Consider the following 20,986-nt stretch of genomic DNA (forward strand, 5'->3'; position numbering starts at 1 on the left):
ATTGATGACACCCTATGGTGTATTATGGTGTATGGCAGTGGAGGCAACGATCAAGGTGACCCCGGAGGTGAAGGGGAGGCTGGATAAACTGAAAAACTACCCCCGGGAGACGTACAACGAAGTGATCGACCGTCTCACCCGGGATGCCCTGGAGGAAGCTGCCGAGGAACTGACGGATGAAGATATCCGTGATATCGAAGAGGCAATTGCGGATATTAAGGCCGGGAGGGTCTACACAACGGAGGAGTTGAAGCTGGAGCTGGGGATCGATTGAATGCCTTACACGGTGATATGGACCGAAAAAGCCCTTAAAAACCTGAAAAAACTTCCACGCGAAACTGCTGCGAGGATCGTTGCAGCCGTCGAGAGAACCCGTGCCAACCCCCTGGATCACCTGCACCCGCTGCGAGGGTCCCCTTACTTCAAGCTGCGGGTGGGGAATTACCGCGTCATCCTTGATTTAAGGAAGAAGGCCATGATTGTGTACGTGATCAAGGTCGGGAAGCGGGAGAATGTGTACGACAGGATCTGAGAGTCTCCCCTGAATATGCTATGGATGACTTTTAAGTGCTGCCGCCCGATCCATCACCCTTGAGGTGGGATCATCGATCAGAATATCCCCGGAGCGATCGTTCCGGAACGCGTGGGCCTTGAGCCGGTCGCCGGAGGGTTCACCATGCCCGTCGCGCTCGCGTCTCCCGGCGACGGGACCGGCCGGCTCTTCGTCGCGGACCTCCCGGGCACAGTCCGGGTCATCGACGGGGACGGTCACCGGCCGTTCCTCGACATCACCGACCTGGTCGTAGACCTCCGTTCCGGCTACGACGAGCGCGGACTGCTCGGCCTCGCGTTTCACCCACGGTTCGCGGAGAACGGCAGGTTCTTCGTCTACTACAGCGCCCCGCTCCGGCCGGTGCGCCGGAGGGCTGGGACCACACGAGCCGGATATCGGAGTTTTCCGTCTCCACCCCCGACCGGGCGGACCCCGGTTCGGAGCGGGTGATCCTGGAGGTCGACCAGCCGCAGGCGAACCACAACGGCGGCTCGATCGTCTTCGGCCCCGACGGCTGTCTCTACATCCCGCTCGGCGACGGCGGCGGTGCCCGCGACGTCGGGAGAGGCCACCCGCCGGGGGGAAACGGACAGGATATCACCACGCTGCTCGGGAAGATTCTCCGGATCGACGTCGACGGCGAGAAGCCCTACGGGATCCCGGGAGACAACCCCTTCGTCGGAAGAGAGGGGCGGGACGAGATCTACGCCTACGGCCTCCGCAACCCGTGGAGGATGACGTTCGACGCCGGAGGGGAGCACCGCCTCTTTGCCGCCGATGCCGGGCAGTACCTCTGGGAGTCGGTGAAGATCATTGTTGCGGGCGGCAACCACGGCTGGAACCTCCGGGAAGGCAACCATGCCTTCGACCCCGAAAACCCCCGCGAGTCGCCGGCAGACGTGCCCCGGACCGGCCGCCGCGGCGAGCCCCTGGTCGATGCGATCATCGAGTACCCGAACGCCAAGCAGCCCGGCGGCATCGGGCAGGTCGTCATCGGTGGCTACGTCTACCGCGGAAAGACGATTCCCCGGCTTTTCGGGCGCTACGTCTTTGCGGAGTGGAACCGGGCGGGGGCCGACGGCGAGGGGATCATCTTCGCCGCGACGCCGCCAAAAGACCCCAACAGGATGTGGGAGTTTGGTGAGGTCGAGGTGGCCGGGAGCCGGACCGTGGGAGCATACGTCCTCGCGTTCGGGGAGGACGCGGAGCACGAACTCTACGTCCTGACCGCGAAGAGCCGGGGACCGGCCGGGAAGACGGGCAGGGTCCACCGGATCGTGCCGCCGCCGGACGATAGGCCCGGGAAAGACGCTAACCCTGCATAATGGCGCGGAAGAGTGCACGTATACCGTTTGCGAGCAACTCCGGATCTTCCATGGCGCCGAAGTGGCCGCCGCGTGGGGCGTCAAAGACGCGTTCGACGAGGAGTTCCGACCGGATCTGCTCTGCTTCTTCCATAGATTGCTCACCCTGCGAGCCCTATGACGGCCGGGTGATCATTAACCCATCGGCGAATACTCCCGATGATGTTGCCGCAGGTCCCCTCCCGGAGTCCTGCGGCAGAACCCCCGCGTGAAAATCCGTCTGACTGAGGCCGGCTGCCCTGCACTTATCGTGCCGGCGCCTTTTGTTTCAGCGAGTGCAGGAGTCCGGCAAGCCGTTCCATGGGTTCGAGCATCTCTTCCTGCGATCCCGCCTGGAGCATCCCGTCGCGGTCCGCGACCGACTGGAAGATCAGGTGGTCGGTCAGCCTCGTCCTGCCGCCGCCGAGGTCTTCGAGCGTCTGCGTCTCGAGCAGGACGTGGCCCGGCATGGCCTCGTACTCGAAGGTGTCGACGATCCGCTCCGGCGTAACCTCGTGGTATACGCCGTGGAACGCGTACTCGCTGCCCCCGGCATCGCGCTGGGTGACACGCCACGTCCCGCCGGGCCTCGCGTCCATCTTCTCGACCGTGGTCGTGACGCTCTCCGGCCCCCACCACTGCGATACCAGCTCAGGGTCGGTGCATGCCCTGAACACGAGGTCCCGCGGGGCATCGAACTCCCGCGAGATGACGACATCCTGTTTTCCCGCCTCAGCGGTGAGACTTGTTTCTGCCATGGTATCTCCCTCCGATGGTTCCCGGGCTTCATCGGTTCTTCATGAAAAATGTTCCCGTCACGGGCACGCCGGTGAAAAGAATGATGATGGCGGCAAATCCCTCCTGCGATACGGCACTTCCGCGGTATGCCCCGGGTGCGGGCAGAGGCTCCCGTCCGGATACGTGCCTCCTTTCTCTCACCAGAACCAGGCCAGCAGGAAGATCGCCGCCAGCAGGAGGCCGTCCTGGAGGACGACGGAGAGGATCATGATCTCGGCACCCAGCCTCGGCCCGAAGATCGCGGCGTAGAACGACCCGAGCCATCGCAGGTAGGTGACGACGCTGGTGAGCAGGTTCGCCACGAGCAGCGTGATGACGATATCCCTGCCGGTCATATCCCCCGCCGCAAGCAGCCCGGACGCAAGGCTTGCCGCGGCGACGTACGACCCGAACTTCGCGGCGACGATGGCGAGCCCCTCGGGCGGTATGGGGAAGAGCCGGCCCGCGCCCTCCAGGTACGCCGCGACGGCGTCGAAGACGCCCATCTCGATCAGAAACGCCACAATGACGATCGTCGGGATCATGATCCCGAGGATGCGGCGGAGGGTCTTCGCGGTCGGTCCGAGAGAGGCCCGCAGGGCTTCGCGGACGGACAGCGCCCCTCCGGAAGGTTTCTCCGGCGGCCCGGACGCCGGAACCTCCGGGAGCAGCACCCTCCCGGCCGCCATGACGATCCCGGTCTTGAGAAACCCGATACCCATCAGAATCGTGAAGTAGATCAGGCCGAAGGCCCCGAGCAGCGGCACGTAGACCGGGATGAGGTAGCGCCAGTGCATCACGACGGACGGGAAGGAGTTGATGAGCGCCGCGACGACGAGTTGGCGTCTCCCGATCATCCCCCTGTGGTGGTAGTCGACGAGCATCGCGTCGGCCGCCTGCGGCGAGACGAACGCCAGGAGGAAACTCGCCCCGCACTCGCGGGGGAGGTGAGAGAACGTCGTGACCGGGTAGGCGACGCTCGCGATCTTATCGGTGACCCGCAGAGCAATCAGGATTTCGGCGATCAGAACGCCGGCGACGACGATCGGGACCGTCCGAACCAGGAGTTCGAACGAGAGGCCCAGTGCCGCTGAAACGATCTCCGCCGTGCCGTTCATGGTTCACCTCGCCTTACGGCTTTCGTCCCGTCCCGAAACAACATCCGGTACGCCGTCCGTCCATATCACCGTTCTGGATGGCCGCGAGCGGGACCTGCCGCTCCTGTTGCAGCCGGTAGCGTATTTGGGCACGTAAATGGGAGGAATCCGGCAGTGGTGCGTTCTCCCTCCGCCTGAGGTGCCAGAAAATCGGATGGTTTAAATACAATAGATCGAGAAGGTGTTTAGGTACTCGATGATTGGCGACCATGTAGAGTCCTGTTGCACGCCAGTGCAGACCTGTCCGAACGTGCAGTGCACGTTTGCGCAGAACGCATTCTTCTTTAGATAGGGAACCGGCCCTTCTGCTGAGTTCCCGTGTAACGTAACGGTTTTTCCGTTACCGCCAGGTGGTTTGTTATGTTCGGCATTACTGATCCCGCGATCTGGGTTGGATATCTGCTTGCGCTCGTCTTTACGCTCGCATGCTTAGTGTACGGCCTCTTGAACTGGAACAACGGCGTGGAGGGAGAGCGGGATGACAGTTGATACGGGGCTCTTCGTCGGAATGACGCTGGTATATCTTGTCCTCATCATCGGCCTCGGCTACCTCGGCTACCGCCGGACAAAAGAGAACGACGACTACATGGTCGCCGGGAGGAAGATCCATCCCGTGGTTCTCGCCCTCTCCTACGGCGCGACCTTCATCAGCACCTCCGCCATCGTCGGGTTCGGCGGGGTTGCGGCGCAGCTCGGCATGGGGATGATCTGGCTGACCGTCCTCAACATCGGGCTCGGGATCTTCATCGCGTTCGTCTTCTTCGGAAAACGGACCCGCCGGATCGGGCACAAGCTCCGTGCCGTGACCTTCCCCGACCTGATGGGGAAGTGCTACGGGTCGCCGTTCATGCAGTACGCCGCGGGAACCGTCATCGTCCTCGGCATGCCGCTCTACACGGCGGCGATCCTGATCGGCGGCGCCCAGTTCATCACGAGCACGCTGCAGATCCCCTACACCACCGCGCTCCTCGGTTTCGCCGCGATCGTCGCCCTCTACGTGGTGCTCGGCGGACTCATAGCCGTCATGTACACCGACGCGCTGCAGGGCGGGATCATGCTCGTCGGGATGACCATCCTCCTCGTGCTCACCTACATCCGGCTTGGGGGCGTCGTCGAGGCGCATACCGCCCTTGCCGGGATGTCGGACCTCGTCCCGGAGGCGCTCGCCGCCGGGGGGCTGACCGGGTGGGCGTCCATGCCGGCGTTCGGGTCGTCCATCTGGCTCACGCTGGTGACGACGCTCGTTCTCGGGGTGGGCATCGGGGTGCTGGCGCAGCCCCAGCTGGTCGTCCGGTTCATGACCGTCAAAGACAGCCGGGCGCTGAACCGTGCGGTCCTCGTCGGCGGGCCGTTCATCCTGATGATGACCGGGGTCGCCTTCACGGTCGGGGCGCTCACGAACGTCTACTTCTACCAAGCGGAAGGCGTGACCGCGCTCGCGGCGGCCACCAACGGCAACGTCGACACGATCATCCCGAACTTCATCAACGCGTCGATGCCGGACCTCTTCGTCGTCGTCTTCATGCTGGCCCTCCTTGCCGCGGCGATGTCCACGCTCAGTTCCCTCTTCCATACGATGGGAACGTCGCTCGGGTTCGACGTCATACGGCGCACCGGAACGGAGAAGGCGACGATGCGGCCGATCCGGCTGGCGACCGTCGCCATGATCGTCGTGAGCATCATTCTCGCCTTCATCATGCCCGGCAGCATCATCGCCCGGGCGACGGCGATGTTCATGGGCCTCTGCGCTTCGGCGTTCCTGCCGACCTACGCCCACGCCATGTACAGCAGCAGGCCGTCGCTAAAGTCGGCGAAAATGAGTCTCGTCACCGGAACGGTCGCCTGGTTTGCGTGGACGTCCTTCGTCCACGTCAAGGAGTCGGCGGCGCTCGGGCTCTCCAATCTCCTCTTCGGGGTTCCGGCGGTCCTCTCCGCCCCGTGGCAGGACGTGGATCCGCTCGTCATCGCCCTCCCCCTCTCGACGGCCGCGCTGCTGGTTGGGTGGGCGCTCGACCGCCACGAGGTGACTGCGGATACGGAGGAGTCGGCCGGGGCGGCCTGACGGCGGCTCCACCTTTTTTACAAGTGTCCGCCGGGCAGAAGTTACGAAAAAAGAGTGAAGGTTAGTTCTTTCTCCCCGCAACCAGCACCAGCCCGGCGATCAGCAGGGCGGCGCCGGCAAGGGCCGGAGAGAGGGGCGCCTGCTGCGTGGGGGGCGCGGTGCTCAGGTCCGCGTGGAGGTCGACGGTCTCCCCTGCGGCGGGATACTGGTTGATGGCCGCCGTGTAGGGCAGGTAGCCCTCTTTGGTCACGGTGTAGGTCTGGTAGGGTGTCCCGGTCACGTAGACCTGCACGGTGAGGACACCCTGGCTGGTGGTGCCCTTGACCTCGTTGTCGAACTGGACGGTTGCCCCGTCGACGTTGACGTGGACGGTGTACCAGCCGACGTCGCCGCCGATCGGGGCGGGAGGCGCGGCGGGGTTCAGGGTCGCGTAGAGGTCGAATACCTCTCCCTTGCCGGGAACCGAAGTGACGTCCCCGTAGTGGGTTGTGTATCCGTCCTTCTCGACACGGAACGTCTGGTAGGGTGCGCCGGTGGTGTAGACCGGGACGTACAGAACGCCGCTCTCGATCGTACCCTTGTATTCGTCGTCGAAGTAGACGTCGGCTCCATTCACGTTACAGTTGACCGCGTACCATCCGTTGTCCCCGCCTACGGGCGGCTGAGCACTCGAAGGAAGGACAATAAGGAAGCAGGCGATGAGAGAAAAGACCAGAAGGTTGCGTACAGCGTTTTGCATAAAAGCCTCCGCTTTCATTAGTAAATTCTCTTCTGAGGGATATACCTTTCTCTATTTTATCGGCCGATTCTGGAAATAAAAGGGATTTACAGTAACTTCGCCGGTTTTCCCGTTCAATCGGTGCGCCCCCGACGTGATCGCGCCCGTGCATGTCCTTCCGGTACGATGCTCTCCTCACGGCCGGACCGGGGGCGGCGGGAGATCCGGAAAGCCCGAACGCACCGTCCAGGCATCCCCAAACCGGAAACCGTCCCGGGAAACACCGTATCGCATCTGAGCGCGGTGACTTTTATTCGGGAGTAATTATAAAATCTGGCCTGCAAGGAGGAAGTCCTGCCATGGCGCCACTGCCCGAGACCATCCGTATATTCATCGTCGGCATCCTGATCGGGATATCGATCGTCCTGACCTACTACTTTCATGCAGTCCTCTCGGTAGGAGCGGTCTTCTCCCACTTCTTCTACATACCCATCATCCTCGCCGCCCTCTGGTGGGGGAGACGGGGCATCAGCGTGGCCTTCTTCCTCGGGGGGCTGGTCCTGATCAGCCACTTCCTCCTCAGGACCGATGTCGGAACCGTCAACGACTACGGGCGTGCGGTGATGTTCGTCGTGGTTGCGATCGTCATCGCCTGGCTCTCCGAGCTGCTGAAGAGGCAGCAGAAGGACACCGAGCGGGAGCGCGACCGGGCGCAGGGCTACCTGGACGTGGCCGCCGTCCTGCTGGTCGTGATCAACGCGGACCAGACCATCGGCCTCGTCAACCGCCGCGGCTGCGAGCTCCTGGGATACCGGGAGGACGAACTCGTCGGGAAGAACTGGTTCGACGTGGCCATCCCGGAGCGCAACCGGGAGGATGCCCGGCAGGAATTCGCCCGTATGATCTCCGGCGCCGCTGCCACATCGCCAACGGACGAGATCGCCATCGTGACGAAGGACGGCGACGAGCGTACCCTCATCTGGAAAGAGGTCGTCCTGCGGGACGCCGGCGGCCGTAGCACCGGGGTTCTCGGGTCGGGGAAGGATATCACCGAGCGGATCCGGGCACAGGAGGCGCTCCAGAACCGCGAGGCCCAGCTCCGCACGATCGTCGAGAACCTGAACGAAGGGCTGGGCGTCTTCGATCTCGACGGCAACCCGCTTCAGTGGAACCGTGCCGCAAGAGAGTTCTTCGGGCTGTTCGGTCTAAAGGACGCCCCCGGGAACGTGAGCGAGTTCGGTAATTTCTTCGAGTTTACAACGACGGACGGCACCGTCCTCCCGGTGGAAGACTGGCCGCTCTCCCGCGTTCTGCGCGGAGAGCAGATCCGGGATATGGAGGTGCGCACCCGGCGCATCGGGACCGACCGGCAGCGTGTATTCAACTACGGCGGCACCCTCGTTCGCGGTGCGGGCGGCAGCCCCTTTATGGCGTTGGTCACGTTCACGGACATCACCGACCGCAAAGAGGCTGAAGAGGCCCTCTTCGCGGCGAACGAGGTGGCGAACCTGTATCTCGACATCATGGTTCACGACATCAACAATGCCAATGCTATAGCGCTCGGGTACAGCGAAATCCTCGCCGAAGACCTGGAAGGCACGAACCGGGAGATGATGCAGAAGGTCCGGTCGGCCGTCAGCCAGAGCATCGAGATCATCCAGAACGTCTCGACGATCCGGCGTCTCCGCTCGCTGACCCCTCCCTTGAGGCCCGTCGATCTCGACGCGGTGATCCGGGCCGAGATCCGGCAGCACCGCGAGACCGATATCCGGTACGACGGGAGATCGGTCACGGTCCTCGCCGACGACCTCCTCCCCGAGGTCTTCACGAACCTCATCGGCAACAGCATCAAGTTCGGGGAGCCCGATGTCACGGTCGCGATCCGGGTCGAGGACCTGGACGGCGAGGTGCTGGTCTCGGTCGAGGACACGGGGCCCGGCATACCCGACGACGTAAAGCCCGCCCTCTTCTCGCGGTTCCGGAAGGGGAAGAGTTCGAAGAGCGGCAAGGGTCTCGGGCTGTACATCGTGCGGATGCTTGTTACCCGCTACGGGGGGAGCATCCGGGTGGAAGACCGTGTGCCGGGCGCCACGGAGGAGGGGGCGGCGTTCCGGTTCACGCTCAAAAAGGCGGCGCGGGAGGAGCCGGAGACTCCGGCCATCCCGGAGGCCCGGCCACCGATGTAGAATGGCTGCAACGGCCATCCTCCCGGCCTGACTTCCGGTTTTTTCGAGGAGCCCTGTGTAGAACCCTAAAATCGGCGAAAATCCCGGGAAAAAGGTTCGAAAAAAGAAAAAATTTTTCTACAATCCGCATGTTCTCTTTACTATGAGATCCACTGCGATCACCATTTCTGCGGCTGTATTCGCCCTTCTTCTCATCTTTGCGGCAGGATGCACTGCCGCAACGGAGGAAAAAGCCGGTTCCGCCGCTCCTTCGCCGGCCGATGAGGCCTACGCCCGGGGGCTCGCCGAATATGGAGCCGCCAACTACCGTGTCGCCGAAGAACGCTTCGCGGAGGCCTGTGCCCTCTACGCCGATGCCGGCGATCCGGATAAGGCCAGAACAGCCAGGAACGCCATGTTCCAGGCGAACAGGACGTATATGGAGTATTCGCTCGACACCGCGGCCGCAGAGGCGGCGCTGCGGGAGAAGGTTCCCGGTATCACCGATGCCGCGATAACCGACTGGCTGGAGAACCGGGCGCAGAAGATCGTCTCGGAGAACGAGACGCTCTACTTCTACGACGTCGCCGGCGACTACCTCTACGCGCACCCCGACGAGATGCAGAAACAGAACGAGAGGAGTCTCGACTTCGACTACGTCGCCCGGTATGCCTGGTCCGGGAACCGTTCGGAGCACGGGCCGTACGTGAACCCGGTGCGCTACGAGGGCGTCGAGCGGCTCGAGATCCCGTTCGAGGCGCTTCCGTCGACGGGCATCCTGAAGATCTGGTTCCCGCTCCCGGTCGAGACGGACGCGCAGAGGAACGTCACCGTCACGAACCTCTCGTGCCCCGACTTCATCGCCGCCGGCCCGGTCACCACCGGCCCTATCGGCTACGTCTACTACGAGATCCCCGTCGAGGCGGTCAACGGGAACCTCGTCCTCTCGGCGGATATCGCGTTCACCTCCTACGAGCAGATCTTTGAGGATATCGACCCGGAGAAGGTCGGGGAATACGATACGAGCGATCCTGAGTACCTGCTCTACACGAAGTCCGAGAGGAACATCGAACTCACGGACGCGGTCCGGGAGAAGGCGCAGGAGATCGTCGGGAACGAGACGAACCCGCACCTCCAGGCACAGATGATCTACCGCCACATCATCGAGACCTACCCCTACAGCCACGTCCCGCACGGTTCGCTCGATGCCCGGGAGCCCAAGGTCGCCGAGTCGACCCATATGTTCGAGACCGATCATGGCGACTGCGGCACCCAGAGCATGCTCTTTGCCGCGCTCTGCCGGTCGCTCGGGATCCCCGCCCGCGCCGTCGGCGGCTACCAGATGCTTCTCTCCGAAACGCCCGGCACCCACTTCTGGGCGGAGTACTACCTGCCCGGCTACGGCTGGGTCCCGAACGACGTGACGGTTGCCGAGGTGGCCGACTGGGTCGTCATCCCCGAGGAGAAGCGGTCGGCGTTCAAGGACTACTACGCCGCGAACCTCGATCCCACACGCCTCGTCATCCAGAAGAACGTCGACGCCCCGATGGACCCGGCCATCCCCGGCGATGCCGTCGTCTTCAGGGTCGTCCGGCAGTACCCGGCGATCGTCTGCGATACGGCAGAGGACGACCTGGATCTCCTCTGCATGGAGTGTTTCGGCATCAGCCTTGAAGCCGTAGCGTGATCCCGGTCACCCTTTTTTGACAGGTCCGTCCGGGAAATGCGGTGCGATGCCGACGAGGCCGATGCCGTGGCTTCCATAGTAAGCGTCTTTTTTGTGCCAAACTTAATGAATGAGGTAGGAACAATACCTACGTATCACAACGCACTCTTCAATCACGCCGGTTCGCCAGGATATATGCCTGCGGTTCCGTTGTATTGACCGGGACTCTCCTGGCGATCGCCGGACTTACCATCGTGTCGACCCATGATCCAGAGAAGCCAGCTTGACCTGAGAAAATTCGTAGCTCCCGAATTTATCTGCGGACACGGGGCCCTGCACCTTGCAGGGCGGTATGCCCGCAACTTCGGGATGAAGCAGGTGCTCCTCGTCACCGATCCGGGTGTCCGGGCCGCAGGCTGGGCCGGGGCCGTCGGGGAGAGCCTGACCGAAGCGGGGGTGTCGTTCACCGTCTTCGATGCCATCTCCGCGAATCCCCGCTCCCGGCAGGTGATGGCGGGTACGGAAGCATACCTCGCCGGGGAGTGCAACGGCATCGTCGCCGTCGGCGGGGGCAGCCCGATGGACTGCGCCAAGGGGATCGGGATAGCGTCCTCCAGCATGCGCGATATCCTCACGTTCGAGGGCGTCGACCGGGTGCCGGTGCCTGCCCCGCCGCTCATCTGCATCCCGACGACCGCCGGAAGTTCCGCCGACGTCTCCCAGTTCGCCATCATCACGGACGAAGGGAGGAAGCGAAAGATCGCCATCGTTTCTAAAACGCTCGTCCCCGACATCTCCCTGCTCGATCCCGAACCCCTGACGACGATGCCGCGTGAACTGACCGTGGATACCGGCATGGATACCCTCAGCCACGCGATCGAGGCCTATGTCTCGAACGCCAGTTCCCCGATGACCGACGTGCATGCCCTCGAGGCGATACGGCTCATCGCGAGCGCACTCCCGGCGGCCATGGCCGAGCCGGACGACCTGAACCTGCGGTTCTCGACCCTCCTTGCCAGCCTTCACGCCGGACTTGCGTTCTCGAACGCCAGCCTCGGGGCGGTGCACGCGATGGCGCACAGTCTCGGCGGGGCCTACGATCTTGCGCACGGGCGGTGCAACGCGCTCCTCCTCGAGCACGTGATGGCGGCGAACTACGACGCGGCGTCCGGCCGGTACGACCGGATCGGCGAGATCCTCGGGCAGGGACGGGAAACCCCGGCAGAGGGGGCGGCGGCGTTCAGGAGGTCGCTCGGCATCACGGAAACCCTCGCCGAAGTAGGCGTCCGGGAGGACGCGATCCCCGCTCTTGCGGCGGCGGCGTATGACGATCCCTGCATGGTGACCAACCCGCGCAGCCTCGCCTGCGAAGAAGTGGAACGGATCTATGAGTATGCACTCTGAACATCCCGGTGAGCGGGATGCGCTCCGTGAGAAGATCATCGGCCTCGGGGAGACGTCCCTGCACAAGAGTTACTATCCCGAACTGCAGAGCCGGCTTGCCGAACTCGAACGGTTCCGGGCGCTGCTCGACCAGACGCACGACGCGATATTCCTGATCCGTGCGGAAACCGGGAGACTTGCGGACGTCAACGCATCCGCAAAGGCGTATCTCGGCTACTCGAAGAAGGAACTGCTCGCGACGCCGTTTGCCGACCTGATCTCCCCCTCAAAACAGACTCAATTTTCCGAGTTTATCCGGGATAACAGCAATCTGCCGTCCGAATCCCGGCAGACCTTTACCGCGCCGCTCGTATCGCGGAGTGGAACGGAGATCCCGATGGAGATCACCGTCCGCTCGGTCACCTTCGGCGCCGAACAGTACGTCGTCGCGGTTGCGCGGGACATCACCGACCGGCTCCATACCGAGCGGGAACTCAGGATAAAGGAGAGCGCTCTCGAATCGTCGACGAACGGCATCCTCATCGCCGATCTCACCGGGGCGGTCATGTATGCCAACCGGAGTTTTGCCGTGATGTTCGGCTACGAGCGGGAGGCCGCGATCGCGGGGAGAAACCTGGAGGTGTTCTTCGCGGACCCCACCGTCGGGGAGAAGGTTACGGCCCACCTCCTCGACAACCCTGCGATCGTGCAGGAGACGGTCGGGCTGCGGAGCAACGGCTCTCCGTTCCACATCCAGATCTCGGGCAGCGTCGTCCAGAACGATGCCGGGCAGCCGCTCTGCATCATGCTGATCGTGATGGATATCACCGAACGCATCCTCACCGAGCAGATGAAGCGGGAGGCCTACACCCAGCTCGGGAAGAACATCGAGCAGTTCGCCATCCTCGGGGACCATATCAGGAATCCCCTGCAGGTGATCGTCGGGTATGCGGAGATGATCGACGACCCGTTTGCAGAAAAGATTCTCGAGCAGTCGCGCCGGATTGACGACCTCGTCACCCAGCTCGACCGGGGATGGGTCGACTCGGCGAACGTCAGGCAGTTTCTGCGACGGCACGGGGACGGTGCAAAGCCCCCCGGGGAGACGTTTTTCCGTTTTTCGAATTGGAAGGAAGAAGATCGCTGATATACGTTTCCCACTGTGACCGGTATAAACCGTTTAGAGAGTGGCCTGCATCCAGGGCGAGGAATGAATGCTCATAGCGTTCAAACCGTGGAGAAATTATCCTGAACGCCTCATTTTAATTGAGATTGTACTGACACATCGCTCGCGCATCTTACGGATGGTGCAGCATCGGAAGAGAGTTAGAAGGGAGATGCTAGACCACCCCAGCAATGAGTTAAGCGTCATCAGAGAATTATACGCGATACACCTCTCCGGGCTCCTGTAGCGTTGTCAGTGTCGCGTCGGAGTACTCCGGAGGTTCAATCCCCAGATACTCCCGATATATTCTCTCCTTATACTCCGCTGCAATTTCGTTGATGGCGGAGATAAATGCGTTATATGTTCCGGTTCCCCCGATTGTATCCCAGAACTCATCGCCGATGAGAACAACATCGTCGTGCTTCATATCAAACCAGCGGGCCGGGAAACTCCACGAATAGTTCTCGCGTGAACCGTACGGGTTATACGGCAGTGCAAAATAGGCATTATCGACCAGGGGAGGCTCCATGCAGTGCAGTTTCAAGATCTTCTCTTTACTTACCTTGGTCTGGTCACTGTTCGGCAACGGTGCCTTCAACTCAAATGCATACCGCCTGTTGTTGACCGTGTCTTCGACGTAGAGATCGCAGATAACGGAGACCGGAATCAGTTCCCCTTTACCTGCTTTGATGTATGCCAGTTCAGTCGCCCAGTCAGGCCTGATCTTGTCCTCGCGCTTTGGAGAGTGTTCTAATCTGTTCAGAGTTTCTGCAATTCTGTGAAGACGTTCCTCACGGACGTACCCGTCAATGCGGTGACCCATCGTGCCGTATCCGAGCCCCTCTGTTGCTGCAACGACCGCCAGTTTCTCCCAGACTTTGCCGAAGGGCGTGACGAATCGTCGCTCAAAATGCGATCCCTTGAAAATTTCATCAGGGACGAGTACTGCGTAGAGAGGCTTTTTCGAGTGGTGTGCTTCTTTTACAAATGGATCTGAGACAAGGACTTTTTTCATGACACCATCCATGAGTTCCTGAACTACCTGCTGGATGGCTGCTTTCATTCGTTTAGAGTCAGACATACTCTCCACACCAGTGTATCATAGTTTCCGCCATATAAAGATTGATTCATAGAACTCGGTCGAACGCCTGCCGGTTCTCCGGTTCACGTGGCGCTGGATGATATTCTCAACCTCGACATCCAGAGAGTCTGCAATCTCGCCGTAGAGGTTTTCTTGGTCGTTTGCGACGACGATCAGACGGCCGTCAGGATGCATCGTTCGGAGAATTCGCTGGAAGACCTCTGCAATGTCCTTCTGGTAGGCTTCTTTCGCGTTTTTGCTCTTTCCATTCGCAGCAGGCCCTATCTCCTTTGCCCGTTTGTCTTCAAGTCCGAGGAGGTGATACGCGTAGGCGTGCTGCTCGTGATAGTCGATCAACCCGACATAGGGAGGGCTGGTAACGACGCCGTGAGCCTCAGGAAAATCAACTGTGCGGCAGTCTTCGTGATAGACTTCTACACGTGCTCCGGTTCGCGCGGCTGCAAACGCGGTGATCCGTTTGATCGTATCGTTGCTGTAGCGTTTGAGAAATTTGAACGCTTCCCGGGTCGGCTGACAGGTCTTTCTATGCTTATAGCAGTAATACGGTTCAGTCACGGGTTCTTTGGGAAAGTCCAGATCAAAATGCGTCGTTAACCGTGCGGACCGTGCGGATCGGCAGAGGATGATCTGCAAGAGATCTGCGTATTCATACTCACCAGCCTCGATGTAGTAACGGTAGGTGAGCAGTTCCTCGAGCGCCTGTGGCGCGAACCACCGCTCTAAGTATTCGTTATTGTCAGCGGAGAGGTACGGCTTTTTCGTGCATTCCATCCAGAGCCTCCGCTGCCCTGAATCGATCTGCGTCGCCGCTTTCACCTTATCCAGGATGTCCAGGATTTCTCTGCGCACCACTGGAACATCGTACTCGGCGGTCTTTGCCCGCGAGAGAAGGACATTGAAGGCAGAGATGTCATAGCCGATTGCGTTGATACCGAGCTCGTTGGCCTGAACCAGCGTAGTTCCGGAGCCGCAGAAAGGATCGATGACTGTCTGGCCCGCAGAGAAATATTTTCTCAGGAAGACCTCGACGAGTTGCGGAATATATTTGCCGAGGTACGGGTGAAGGCGGTGGACGTGTTTTGTCCGCTCCCGTTCGGGAAGATCTTTCTCGGTCCAGTTGAGATTGAGTTCCTCCAGCGGGGTGGAAGGTGTCACCTCATGTGATCGTGTTGGGACATTTCCCATCGAGTAAACCCTCACCCGTTCTTCTTCGTTCGTGAGCATGTGCTGTCCTGCAATATGGTTTCGTGGTTTGATAGTATTGGTGACGACTTCACAAATACATAGTGATCCGGGACGGCGGGTGGAGTGCGGTGAGTGCCCGCTCAAATATCGGTGATCTTCTTCCCGCTACTATTTTCTGGAATCAGGCATATATTTATACCCGGAAAACAAGCCGTTTTGAAAACAAGGCTTTTACAACTTGGCTCAAAAACAAGAAACGCCCCGGCCGGGATTCGAACCCGGGTCGAAAGCTCCGGAGGCTTTCAGGATATCCACTACCCTACCGAGACTGCCATATTATGTTGTCGTGTATGGTATAAAAGGCCAGCGGAGAGGAGGGTTTCATGCCCTCCGCGATTCGTAGAGGTGCCATATTTTGCACGCCCCTTCGTGGCTGACCATGCAGGGGCCGACGGGGGTGCGCGGGGTGCAGGCCTTCCCGAAGAGCTTGCAGTCGGACGGCCGGGCGATGCCGCGCAGCACCTTGTCGCAGATGCAGGCGGAATGCTTGTCCACGTGCCGGATCTCGATATCGAACTTCTTCTGGGCGTCGTAGCCCTCGAACTCCGGCTTCAGGCGGAGGCCGGAGGCCGGGATCACCGGGAATCCGCGCCACTCGACGTCGTACGGCTCGAAGACCTCGTACATCAGGTTCTTCGCCTTGACGTTCCCTTCCCGGGTGACCACGCGCGGGTAGGCGTTTTCCACCCGGTGCGCCCCCTCCTTGACCTGCCTGACCGCCATCAGGAGGGCGAGGAGGATGTCCTCCGGCTCGAACCCCGCGACGACCTGCGGAACGGGGAACTGCTCGTACTCCTCGTAGCCCATCACCGCGCAGACGTGTCCCGGGAGGAGGAACCCGTCGAGCGACGCCTCGCCCTGGGCGAGGAGCCATTCCATCGCGGGCGGGACGAGCCGGTGGCACGAGAGGATCGAGAAGTTCTCCGGCGGGCGGGAGAGGATCGTGGCGGCGACCGTCGGTGCGGTCGTCTCGAACCCGACCGATATGAAGACGACCTCCCGGTCCGGTTCCCGCCGGGCGATCTCCACCGCCTTGTGGACGCCCTGCACTACCCGGATGTCTCCGCCGCTCGACTCGAGCGAGCCCTTCGACCCCGGGACACGCAGCAGGTCGCCGTAGGTGGCGATGGTGCAGTCCCGCTCCACCAGGTCGAGCGCGGCGTCGATCTCGCCCTGCGGCGTGATGCAGACCGGGCAGCCCGGCCCCATCACGATCTTGAGACCCGGGGGAAGGACGCTCCTGAGCCCGGCGCGCGCGATCGCCGCCTCGTGGGTGCCGCAGATGTGCATGAGCGTGATATCACGGTCCACGAGAGCGTGAAGCGTATCGAGGATCTCCTTACCTACCGCCATGAATTATCACACTTATATTCCACTGACAGCACATATTAGTACCGGAATGAACAGCATCATGTACGGAAGCGCGGTCGTCCTCTGCGGAATCATCGCAGCGTTCATCGTTCACGAGGTCTTCCGGTGGCTGCAAAAACGGGCCGACCTCACGGAATCGAAACTTGATGATATCGTGCTCTATTCGCTCAGCAAACCCTGGCCATTGCCATAATCGCAGGTTCCGTCTGGATCTCCGTAACGTTCATCATCGATCCCGCGGCCCTCCTCGGGGAGTACGCGTGGCTCGTTTCGGAGAAATGCTTCGTTGCGGCGGCGATCCTCATCGCGGCGTGGGTGGTCTCTTCGTTCGTCTACAACTTCATCAACCTCTACGGCAGGTGGATGGCGTCGCAGACCGAGACCGACCTCGACGACCGGATCATCCGGGTGCTCGAGGTCTCGGCACGCTATGTTATCTGGTTCATCGCCATCCTCATGGTGCTCCAGATGCTCGAGGTGGACATCACACCGCTCGTCGCCGGTGCCGGGCTCGCCGGCCTGGCGGTGGCGCTCGCTGCCCAGGACATCGTCTCCAACTTCTTCGGGGGCGCGGTCATCCTCGCGGATAAGCCGTTCGCGGTCGGCGACCGGATCAAGATCGACGAATATCTCGGGGACGTTGTCAGCATCGGCCCCCGGAGCACCAGGATCAAGACGCTGGACTACCAGATGGTCACCATCCCGAACTCGAAGGTATCGAGCAGCGTCATCGTCAACTACGCCATGCCGGATGTCAAGTTGAAGATCAAAGTCCCGATCTCGGCCGCATACGGCAGCGACATCACGCGCGTGAAAGAGATCCTCATCGAGATCGGGTGCGAGGCCGCGGCACGGTCGAAATACGTCCTCTCCGATCCTGCGCCGTCCGCCTACTTCCTCGAGTTCGGAGCATCGAGCCTGGACTTCATGCTCATCATCTGGGCAAGGGCCTTCAACCTGGCCTGGGACGTTCAGGACTACGTGAATACGCGTGTCTACGAGCGGTTTGCGGAAGAAGGAATCGAGATCCCGTTCCCGCAGATGGACGTCCACGTGCGGGAGTGATCAGGTCGGCCGGTAAAATACCCCTCTCTTCTCCTCCACGGGTTCGATCAGGCCCCGGGCTTCGAGGACCCGGAGGTGCTTCGCGACCTCGGTTGGACGGATGCCGAGCAGCGTGGCGAGATCGCGGGGCGTGCAGGGCCGGCGCCGGATTGTTGCGAGGATGGTCTCCCCGATATCCTCGCTCTCCGGCGGCAACGTCCGGCCCGCGTACGCTACCCCGATCGCTCCCGCGTTTCCGCCGAGCATTGCCGCGATCCGCTCGATAGCCTCGGGCGATGCCGGCCGGACCCAGTTCTCGGTGCCGGGCCTATCAAGGGTGTTTATCTGGACGCGGTCGGGATTGATTGCCGCGACGGCGTCTTTCAGGAGCCGGAGTTCCTTCTCGGTGTCGTTGACGCCCGGGACGATGAAGATCTCGAGCCAGACCTCGCCGGTATACTCCCGGGCGAAGTCGAGCAGCCCCTCAAGCACCTGCCCGGCGGTGATGCCCCGGCAGGGGCGGTTAATCTTTGAAAAGACCTCTTCGGAGACGGCATCGAGCGACGGCACCACGAGGTCCGCGGGCATGAGGGCCGCCCGGACATCCGGGTCGGTGAAGAACGCGCTGTTGGTCAGCACCGCGACCCGGTAGCGGGGGTAGCGGTCTTTGATGAAGGAGATAATCTCGCCGATCCCGGAATGCAGCGTCGGTTCTCCTGACCCGGCGAACGTGACGTAGTCGAGTTCCGGCGCCTTCGCGAGAAAATCGTCGAGTTCCGCGATGACCCGGTCGGTCGGGACGTACTCGCGCCGCTCGCAGGTAAGATCGGTCGTCCGCCCGCATTCGCAGTAGACACAGTCGAAGGTGCAGGTCTTGTGCGGCACCAGGTCGATCCCGAGCGAGATGCCCAGCCGCCGGGAGGGAACCGGGCCGAAGAGGTAACGGTATGCCATGGGGTTTTCCGGAGTAGTATCCGGTGCGAGGAACCATCAGGATTTACCTCCCTGCAACAGCCCGGTCGGCAAACCTTGCGGGTCGCATTCCACCGGGAGGTGCGTATTCCGAACCTATTTATCGTTCCGCCCGGAACATTCTGTATGTTCGGCGTCTCCACATACTGCCTTCATCGCGAACCGCTCTCTCTCGCGCTCGAGAAACTTGCTCCCATCACCGATTGCGTGGAGGTGATGGACGAGGGGCTGCACTACCTGAAGAGTGCGGAACCGCTCGAGAGTTATTCGTACCGTTACTTCATTCACGCACCGGCCCGGGGGGTCAATATCGCAAGCCTCCTCGAGCCGATCCGCCGGGCGAGCGTCGAGGTTCTGGCGCAGGCCTTCGCCGTCGCCGCCGAGGTCGGGGCGGGCGTGGTCATCCACCCAGGCTACTATGCGTGGAGCGAGGAGCGGGAGCGGGCGGCCGAAAGGTTCCGCCAGTCGCTCTCCGAACTAACCGCGGCGGCCGAAGACCTCTCGGTCACGTTCTTCGTGGAGAACATGGGGAACTGGGAGTACTTCTTCCTGCGCACCTGCGACGACCTGCCGCTCATCGACGGGATCGGGCTCGCGCTCGACGTCGGCCACGCGAACCTGAACGGGTGCCTGGACTGTTTCCTCGCCCACCCGGCGGCGCACTTCCACCTGCACGACAACGACGGCACCGGGGACACGCATTCGCCGGTCGGGGACGGGACGATCGATTTTTCGGCCGTGATGAAGGCCGTGCGCCGAAGTAATGTCATCCCCATCGTCGAGGTGGATACCCTCGAGGGGGTGACCGCCAGCATATCCGCGCTGGAGGGGATCGCCGCCGCCCAAACGGGCGAATAGGGGCGGTCCCGCCCGGTTATTTCCCCGGTTTCGGCCGTAACCTTTTATAGGGTAAACTTCCAACATAATTGGTGCGTCACGCCTCAGTGGCTCAGCCGGTAGAGCGCGTCCTTGGTAAGGACGAGGTCGCGAGTTCGAATCTCGCCTGAGGCTCTCAAACGTCACGACATGAGCTCTTTTTGAAAAAGGCGTTTGTTCGGGTATACTTCACGTTTCGCCGTGTCCGCTTGTTTCACCGGCCGTTATGGCCTTATCCTCAACGTCAATATCGCCTCTCCTGCTTTATTTCCGCCATTGGCGTATCTCTGATTATTCACGTGTGCCGTATCAAAAAATATGTGGTGTGTACAGGCCGGGGACATTTGAACCCATGCCCCGGCGACCGGTGGTATGTGAAAGAGAGGTGCACGATCGTGATTGATCCTAAAGCCGCCTGGCCGCAAAGAGGCCCCAGCCCAGTTTGTTTTCAAAGGCCTTCTCTACCCAGAAACGAAGACTGTTCAAGTAATTATCAATCCATTCCTCCGGCACATTTCTCTCTTCCATCAGGTATTCCTTTTTGTTTATCAGGTTATCATGTGCTGCCTGGTACGACTTCCCCAGATTGACATTCCCTAAATCGACGATATTCTCGACAGTAAAACCTGCACGACGCAACTGCTCTTCATAGAAGTCAAATGTTGCCAGATAGGGCGCATTCACCCTCTCATTGATTACTTCTGCTTCCCCTGGCGTAATCGAAGGCATCTGTAGCACATCGGAAAAGACAAACTGCCCCTCTTTTTTCAGGACACGGGCACACCCCTTCAAGAGCGCTTTCTTGTCAGGACTGTGCAGCATCGCATCCTGGCTGACCAGGATATCAAACGCCCCGTCCTCAAAGGTCATGTCGTTGTAGCTCCCCTCCACCACCGTGATGAGGTGTTCCAGCCCTTCTTCACGGTTTTTTGCTACTGCATATGCGTTCTCCCTCCGGGAGAGGTCCAGGGCTGTTACATGGCAGCCGGTACGCCGGGCAATGAACCGGGGCAGCCCGCAGAGGCCGCTTCCAAGATCCAGGATCTTGCATCCCGGGCTGGTATCAAGAAAGCTCAACAGGTGTTCGTTGGATTTGCGCCCTGCCTGATAAAAATCATCCGTCTCGTCAAAAATACCGAGGTGGTGGTTCTCCCCTCCCCAGCATTCTACATACATTTCGTGCGCTATACCGTCGTAATATTCCTGCGTGATCTTCGTATAATCCTTATGTTCTGTCATCAGGGTATCCCTCCACGTTTTTCTGATCTCACCATGAAGAAAAGACCAACAATCAATAAGGCATTTTTTTGTTTCAAGAACATACAATCACATCCGGGTGATCAGGCAGTTTCTTGCCAATGGCCGTTTGCTCAAAAAGGCCGGGATT

Annotated in this window: 22 protein-coding genes and 2 tRNA genes; 14 read left to right on the forward strand and 10 right to left on the reverse strand. The window is 61.0% G+C overall.

Annotation, left to right across the window (positions count from 1 at the left end):
• The 4 genes from EI28_RS04700 to EI28_RS04710 all read left to right on the forward strand — a co-directional run.
• Nucleotides 1-274, forward strand: a 274-nt coding sequence (locus EI28_RS04700; protein ID WP_231476590.1) for an antitoxin VapB family protein, incomplete at its 5' end; no start/stop codon positions are given.
• The gene (locus tag EI28_RS04705) at nt 275-532 is read left to right on the forward strand and encodes a type II toxin-antitoxin system RelE/ParE family toxin (RefSeq protein WP_048113088.1); all 258 of its coding nucleotides are present in this window, start codon (nt 275-277) and stop codon (nt 530-532) included.
• 111 nt (nt 533-643) lie between these two features.
• On the forward strand, nt 644-1,003 hold the full coding sequence (locus EI28_RS15275) for a PQQ-dependent sugar dehydrogenase (RefSeq protein ID WP_052379669.1): 360 nt from the start codon (nt 644-646) through the stop codon (nt 1,001-1,003).
• Nucleotides 1,000-1,878, forward strand: a complete 879-nt coding sequence (locus tag EI28_RS04710) for a sorbosone dehydrogenase family protein (RefSeq protein ID WP_052379670.1) — start codon at nt 1,000-1,002, stop codon at nt 1,876-1,878. Before EI28_RS15275 ends, EI28_RS04710 begins: the two co-directional genes overlap by 4 nt.
• Here EI28_RS04710 and EI28_RS13960 read toward each other — a convergent pair.
• The 3 genes from EI28_RS13960 to EI28_RS04720 form a co-directional block, all read right to left on the reverse strand.
• The gene (locus EI28_RS13960; protein ID WP_155937249.1) at nt 1,865-2,011 is read right to left on the reverse strand and encodes a hypothetical protein; all 147 of its coding nucleotides are present in this window, start codon (nt 2,009-2,011) and stop codon (nt 1,865-1,867) included. The genes EI28_RS04710 and EI28_RS13960 overlap by 14 nt on opposite strands.
• A 151-nt stretch (nt 2,012-2,162) precedes the next feature.
• A complete protein-coding gene (locus tag EI28_RS04715; protein WP_048113090.1) occupies nt 2,163-2,654 on the reverse strand; it encodes an SRPBCC family protein in 492 nt (163 codons plus the stop codon).
• 177 nt (nt 2,655-2,831) lie between these two features.
• Nucleotides 2,832-3,791: a nucleoside recognition protein gene (locus EI28_RS04720; RefSeq protein ID WP_048113092.1), complete on the reverse strand. Its 960-nt coding sequence runs from the start codon at nt 3,789-3,791 to the stop codon at nt 2,832-2,834.
• Nucleotides 3,792-4,190: 399 nt separating this feature from the next.
• On the opposite strand from EI28_RS04720, the gene EI28_RS15280 reads away from it, so the two are divergent.
• Together EI28_RS15280 and EI28_RS04725 are read left to right on the forward strand one after the other, a co-directional pair.
• Nucleotides 4,191-4,319: a symporter small accessory protein gene (locus EI28_RS15280; protein WP_255342069.1), complete on the forward strand. Its 129-nt coding sequence runs from the start codon at nt 4,191-4,193 to the stop codon at nt 4,317-4,319.
• A complete protein-coding gene (locus EI28_RS04725; protein WP_048113094.1) occupies nt 4,309-5,892 on the forward strand; it encodes a sodium:solute symporter in 1,584 nt (527 codons plus the stop codon). The genes EI28_RS15280 and EI28_RS04725 overlap by 11 nt, the downstream gene beginning before the upstream one ends.
• Nucleotides 5,893-5,953: 61 nt before the next feature.
• On the opposite strand, the gene EI28_RS04730 is transcribed toward EI28_RS04725, so the two are convergent.
• Nucleotides 5,954-6,631, reverse strand: coding sequence for a hypothetical protein (locus EI28_RS04730; protein WP_048113113.1), 678 nt, complete (start codon nt 6,629-6,631; stop codon nt 5,954-5,956).
• A 338-nt stretch (nt 6,632-6,969) separates the two neighbouring features.
• Here EI28_RS04730 and EI28_RS04735 point away from each other — a divergent pair, with 338 nt between their 5' ends.
• The 4 genes from EI28_RS04735 (at nt 6,970) to EI28_RS13115 (ending at nt 12,971) form a co-directional block, all read left to right on the forward strand.
• On the forward strand, nt 6,970-8,796 hold the full coding sequence (locus EI28_RS04735; RefSeq protein WP_048113096.1) for a PAS domain S-box protein: 1,827 nt from the start codon (nt 6,970-6,972) through the stop codon (nt 8,794-8,796).
• A 142-nt stretch (nt 8,797-8,938) separates the two neighbouring features.
• Nucleotides 8,939-10,462 carry a transglutaminase-like domain-containing protein gene (locus EI28_RS04740; RefSeq protein WP_048113098.1) on the forward strand — a complete coding sequence of 508 codons (1,524 nt, stop codon included), beginning with the start codon at nt 8,939-8,941 and terminating at the stop codon, nt 10,460-10,462.
• Between the two features lie 243 nt (nt 10,463-10,705).
• Complete coding sequence (gene ercA, locus EI28_RS04745; protein ID WP_048113100.1) at nt 10,706-11,845, forward strand: alcohol dehydrogenase-like regulatory protein ErcA; 1,140 nt, start codon at nt 10,706-10,708, stop codon at nt 11,843-11,845.
• On the forward strand, nt 11,835-12,971 hold the full coding sequence (locus tag EI28_RS13115) for a PAS domain S-box protein (protein ID WP_052379671.1): 1,137 nt from the start codon (nt 11,835-11,837) through the stop codon (nt 12,969-12,971). Before ercA ends, EI28_RS13115 begins: the two co-directional genes overlap by 11 nt.
• 232 nt (nt 12,972-13,203) lie before the next feature.
• On the opposite strand, the gene EI28_RS04755 is transcribed toward EI28_RS13115, so the two are convergent.
• The 4 genes from EI28_RS04755 to hypD form a co-directional block, all read right to left on the reverse strand.
• Nucleotides 13,204-14,070 carry a TdeIII family type II restriction endonuclease gene (locus EI28_RS04755; protein ID WP_048113102.1) on the reverse strand — a complete coding sequence of 289 codons (867 nt, stop codon included), beginning with the start codon at nt 14,068-14,070 and terminating at the stop codon, nt 13,204-13,206.
• A gap of 18 nt (nt 14,071-14,088) precedes the next feature.
• The gene (locus tag EI28_RS04760) at nt 14,089-15,315 is read right to left on the reverse strand and encodes a DNA methyltransferase (RefSeq protein WP_048113104.1); all 1,227 of its coding nucleotides are present in this window, start codon (nt 15,313-15,315) and stop codon (nt 14,089-14,091) included.
• A gap of 218 nt (nt 15,316-15,533) precedes the next feature.
• Nucleotides 15,534-15,605 (reverse strand) — tRNA-Arg (locus tag EI28_RS04765).
• 52 nt (nt 15,606-15,657) lie between these two features.
• Nucleotides 15,658-16,689 carry a hydrogenase formation protein HypD gene (hypD, locus tag EI28_RS04770; protein ID WP_048113106.1) on the reverse strand — a complete coding sequence of 344 codons (1,032 nt, stop codon included), beginning with the start codon at nt 16,687-16,689 and terminating at the stop codon, nt 15,658-15,660.
• Nucleotides 16,690-16,735: 46 nt separating this feature from the next.
• Here hypD and EI28_RS14725 point away from each other — a divergent pair, with 46 nt between their 5' ends.
• Entirely contained in the window at nt 16,736-16,900 is a 165-nt protein-coding gene (locus EI28_RS14725; RefSeq protein WP_231476591.1) for a hypothetical protein, read from the forward strand.
• Between the two features lie 122 nt (nt 16,901-17,022).
• Entirely contained in the window at nt 17,023-17,772 is a 750-nt protein-coding gene (locus EI28_RS04775; RefSeq protein ID WP_231476592.1) for a mechanosensitive ion channel family protein, read from the forward strand.
• Here EI28_RS04775 and EI28_RS04780 read toward each other — a convergent pair whose 3' ends face one another.
• Nucleotides 17,773-18,705, reverse strand: coding sequence for a radical SAM protein (locus EI28_RS04780; protein ID WP_048113107.1), 933 nt, complete (start codon nt 18,703-18,705; stop codon nt 17,773-17,775).
• A 144-nt stretch (nt 18,706-18,849) separates the two neighbouring features.
• On the opposite strand from EI28_RS04780, the gene EI28_RS04785 reads away from it, so the two are divergent.
• The gene (locus EI28_RS04785) at nt 18,850-19,581 is read left to right on the forward strand and encodes a sugar phosphate isomerase/epimerase family protein (protein ID WP_048113109.1); all 732 of its coding nucleotides are present in this window, start codon (nt 18,850-18,852) and stop codon (nt 19,579-19,581) included.
• A gap of 80 nt (nt 19,582-19,661) precedes the next feature.
• A tRNA-Thr gene (locus EI28_RS04790) sits at nt 19,662-19,734 on the forward strand.
• A 270-nt stretch (nt 19,735-20,004) separates the two neighbouring features.
• Here the strand turns inward: EI28_RS04790 and EI28_RS04795 are convergent.
• Nucleotides 20,005-20,838 carry a cyclopropane-fatty-acyl-phospholipid synthase family protein gene (locus tag EI28_RS04795; RefSeq protein ID WP_048113111.1) on the reverse strand — a complete coding sequence of 278 codons (834 nt, stop codon included), beginning with the start codon at nt 20,836-20,838 and terminating at the stop codon, nt 20,005-20,007.
• Nucleotides 20,839-20,986: the final 148 nt, after the last annotated feature.

Origin of the sequence: Methanoculleus sp. MH98A (assembly GCF_000691865.1) — an archaeon.
Classification (GTDB): Archaea; Halobacteriota; Methanomicrobia; order Methanomicrobiales; family Methanoculleaceae; genus Methanoculleus.

Coding starts and splice junctions, on each gene's coding strand:
- EI28_RS15280 (WP_255342069.1), top strand. CDS start 4,191: ATGTTCGGCATTACTGATCCCGCGATCTGGGTTGGATATCTGCTTGCG.
- EI28_RS04720 (WP_048113092.1), bottom strand. CDS start 3,791: ATGAACGGCACGGCGGAGATCGTTTCAGCGGCACTGGGCCTCTCGTTC.
- EI28_RS04785 (WP_048113109.1), top strand. CDS start 18,850: ATGTTCGGCGTCTCCACATACTGCCTTCATCGCGAACCGCTCTCTCTC.
- EI28_RS04730 (WP_048113113.1), bottom strand. CDS start 6,631: ATGCAAAACGCTGTACGCAACCTTCTGGTCTTTTCTCTCATCGCCTGC.
- ercA (WP_048113100.1), top strand. CDS start 10,706: ATGATCCAGAGAAGCCAGCTTGACCTGAGAAAATTCGTAGCTCCCGAA.
- EI28_RS04725 (WP_048113094.1), top strand. CDS start 4,309: ATGACAGTTGATACGGGGCTCTTCGTCGGAATGACGCTGGTATATCTT.
- EI28_RS04780 (WP_048113107.1), bottom strand. CDS start 18,705: ATGGCATACCGTTACCTCTTCGGCCCGGTTCCCTCCCGGCGGCTGGGC.
- hypD (WP_048113106.1), bottom strand. CDS start 16,689: ATGGCGGTAGGTAAGGAGATCCTCGATACGCTTCACGCTCTCGTGGAC.
- EI28_RS04705 (WP_048113088.1), top strand. CDS start 275: ATGCCTTACACGGTGATATGGACCGAAAAAGCCCTTAAAAACCTGAAA.
- EI28_RS04735 (WP_048113096.1), top strand. CDS start 6,970: ATGGCGCCACTGCCCGAGACCATCCGTATATTCATCGTCGGCATCCTG.
- EI28_RS04755 (WP_048113102.1), bottom strand. CDS start 14,070: ATGTCTGACTCTAAACGAATGAAAGCAGCCATCCAGCAGGTAGTTCAG.
- EI28_RS14725 (WP_231476591.1), top strand. CDS start 16,736: ATGAACAGCATCATGTACGGAAGCGCGGTCGTCCTCTGCGGAATCATC.
- EI28_RS04760 (WP_048113104.1), bottom strand. CDS start 15,315: ATGCTCACGAACGAAGAAGAACGGGTGAGGGTTTACTCGATGGGAAAT.
- EI28_RS13115 (WP_052379671.1), top strand. CDS start 11,835: ATGCACTCTGAACATCCCGGTGAGCGGGATGCGCTCCGTGAGAAGATC.
- EI28_RS04740 (WP_048113098.1), top strand. CDS start 8,939: ATGAGATCCACTGCGATCACCATTTCTGCGGCTGTATTCGCCCTTCTT.
- EI28_RS04795 (WP_048113111.1), bottom strand. CDS start 20,838: ATGACAGAACATAAGGATTATACGAAGATCACGCAGGAATATTACGAC.
- EI28_RS13960 (WP_155937249.1), bottom strand. CDS start 2,011: ATGGAAGAAGCAGAGCAGATCCGGTCGGAACTCCTCGTCGAACGCGTC.
- EI28_RS04715 (WP_048113090.1), bottom strand. CDS start 2,654: ATGGCAGAAACAAGTCTCACCGCTGAGGCGGGAAAACAGGATGTCGTC.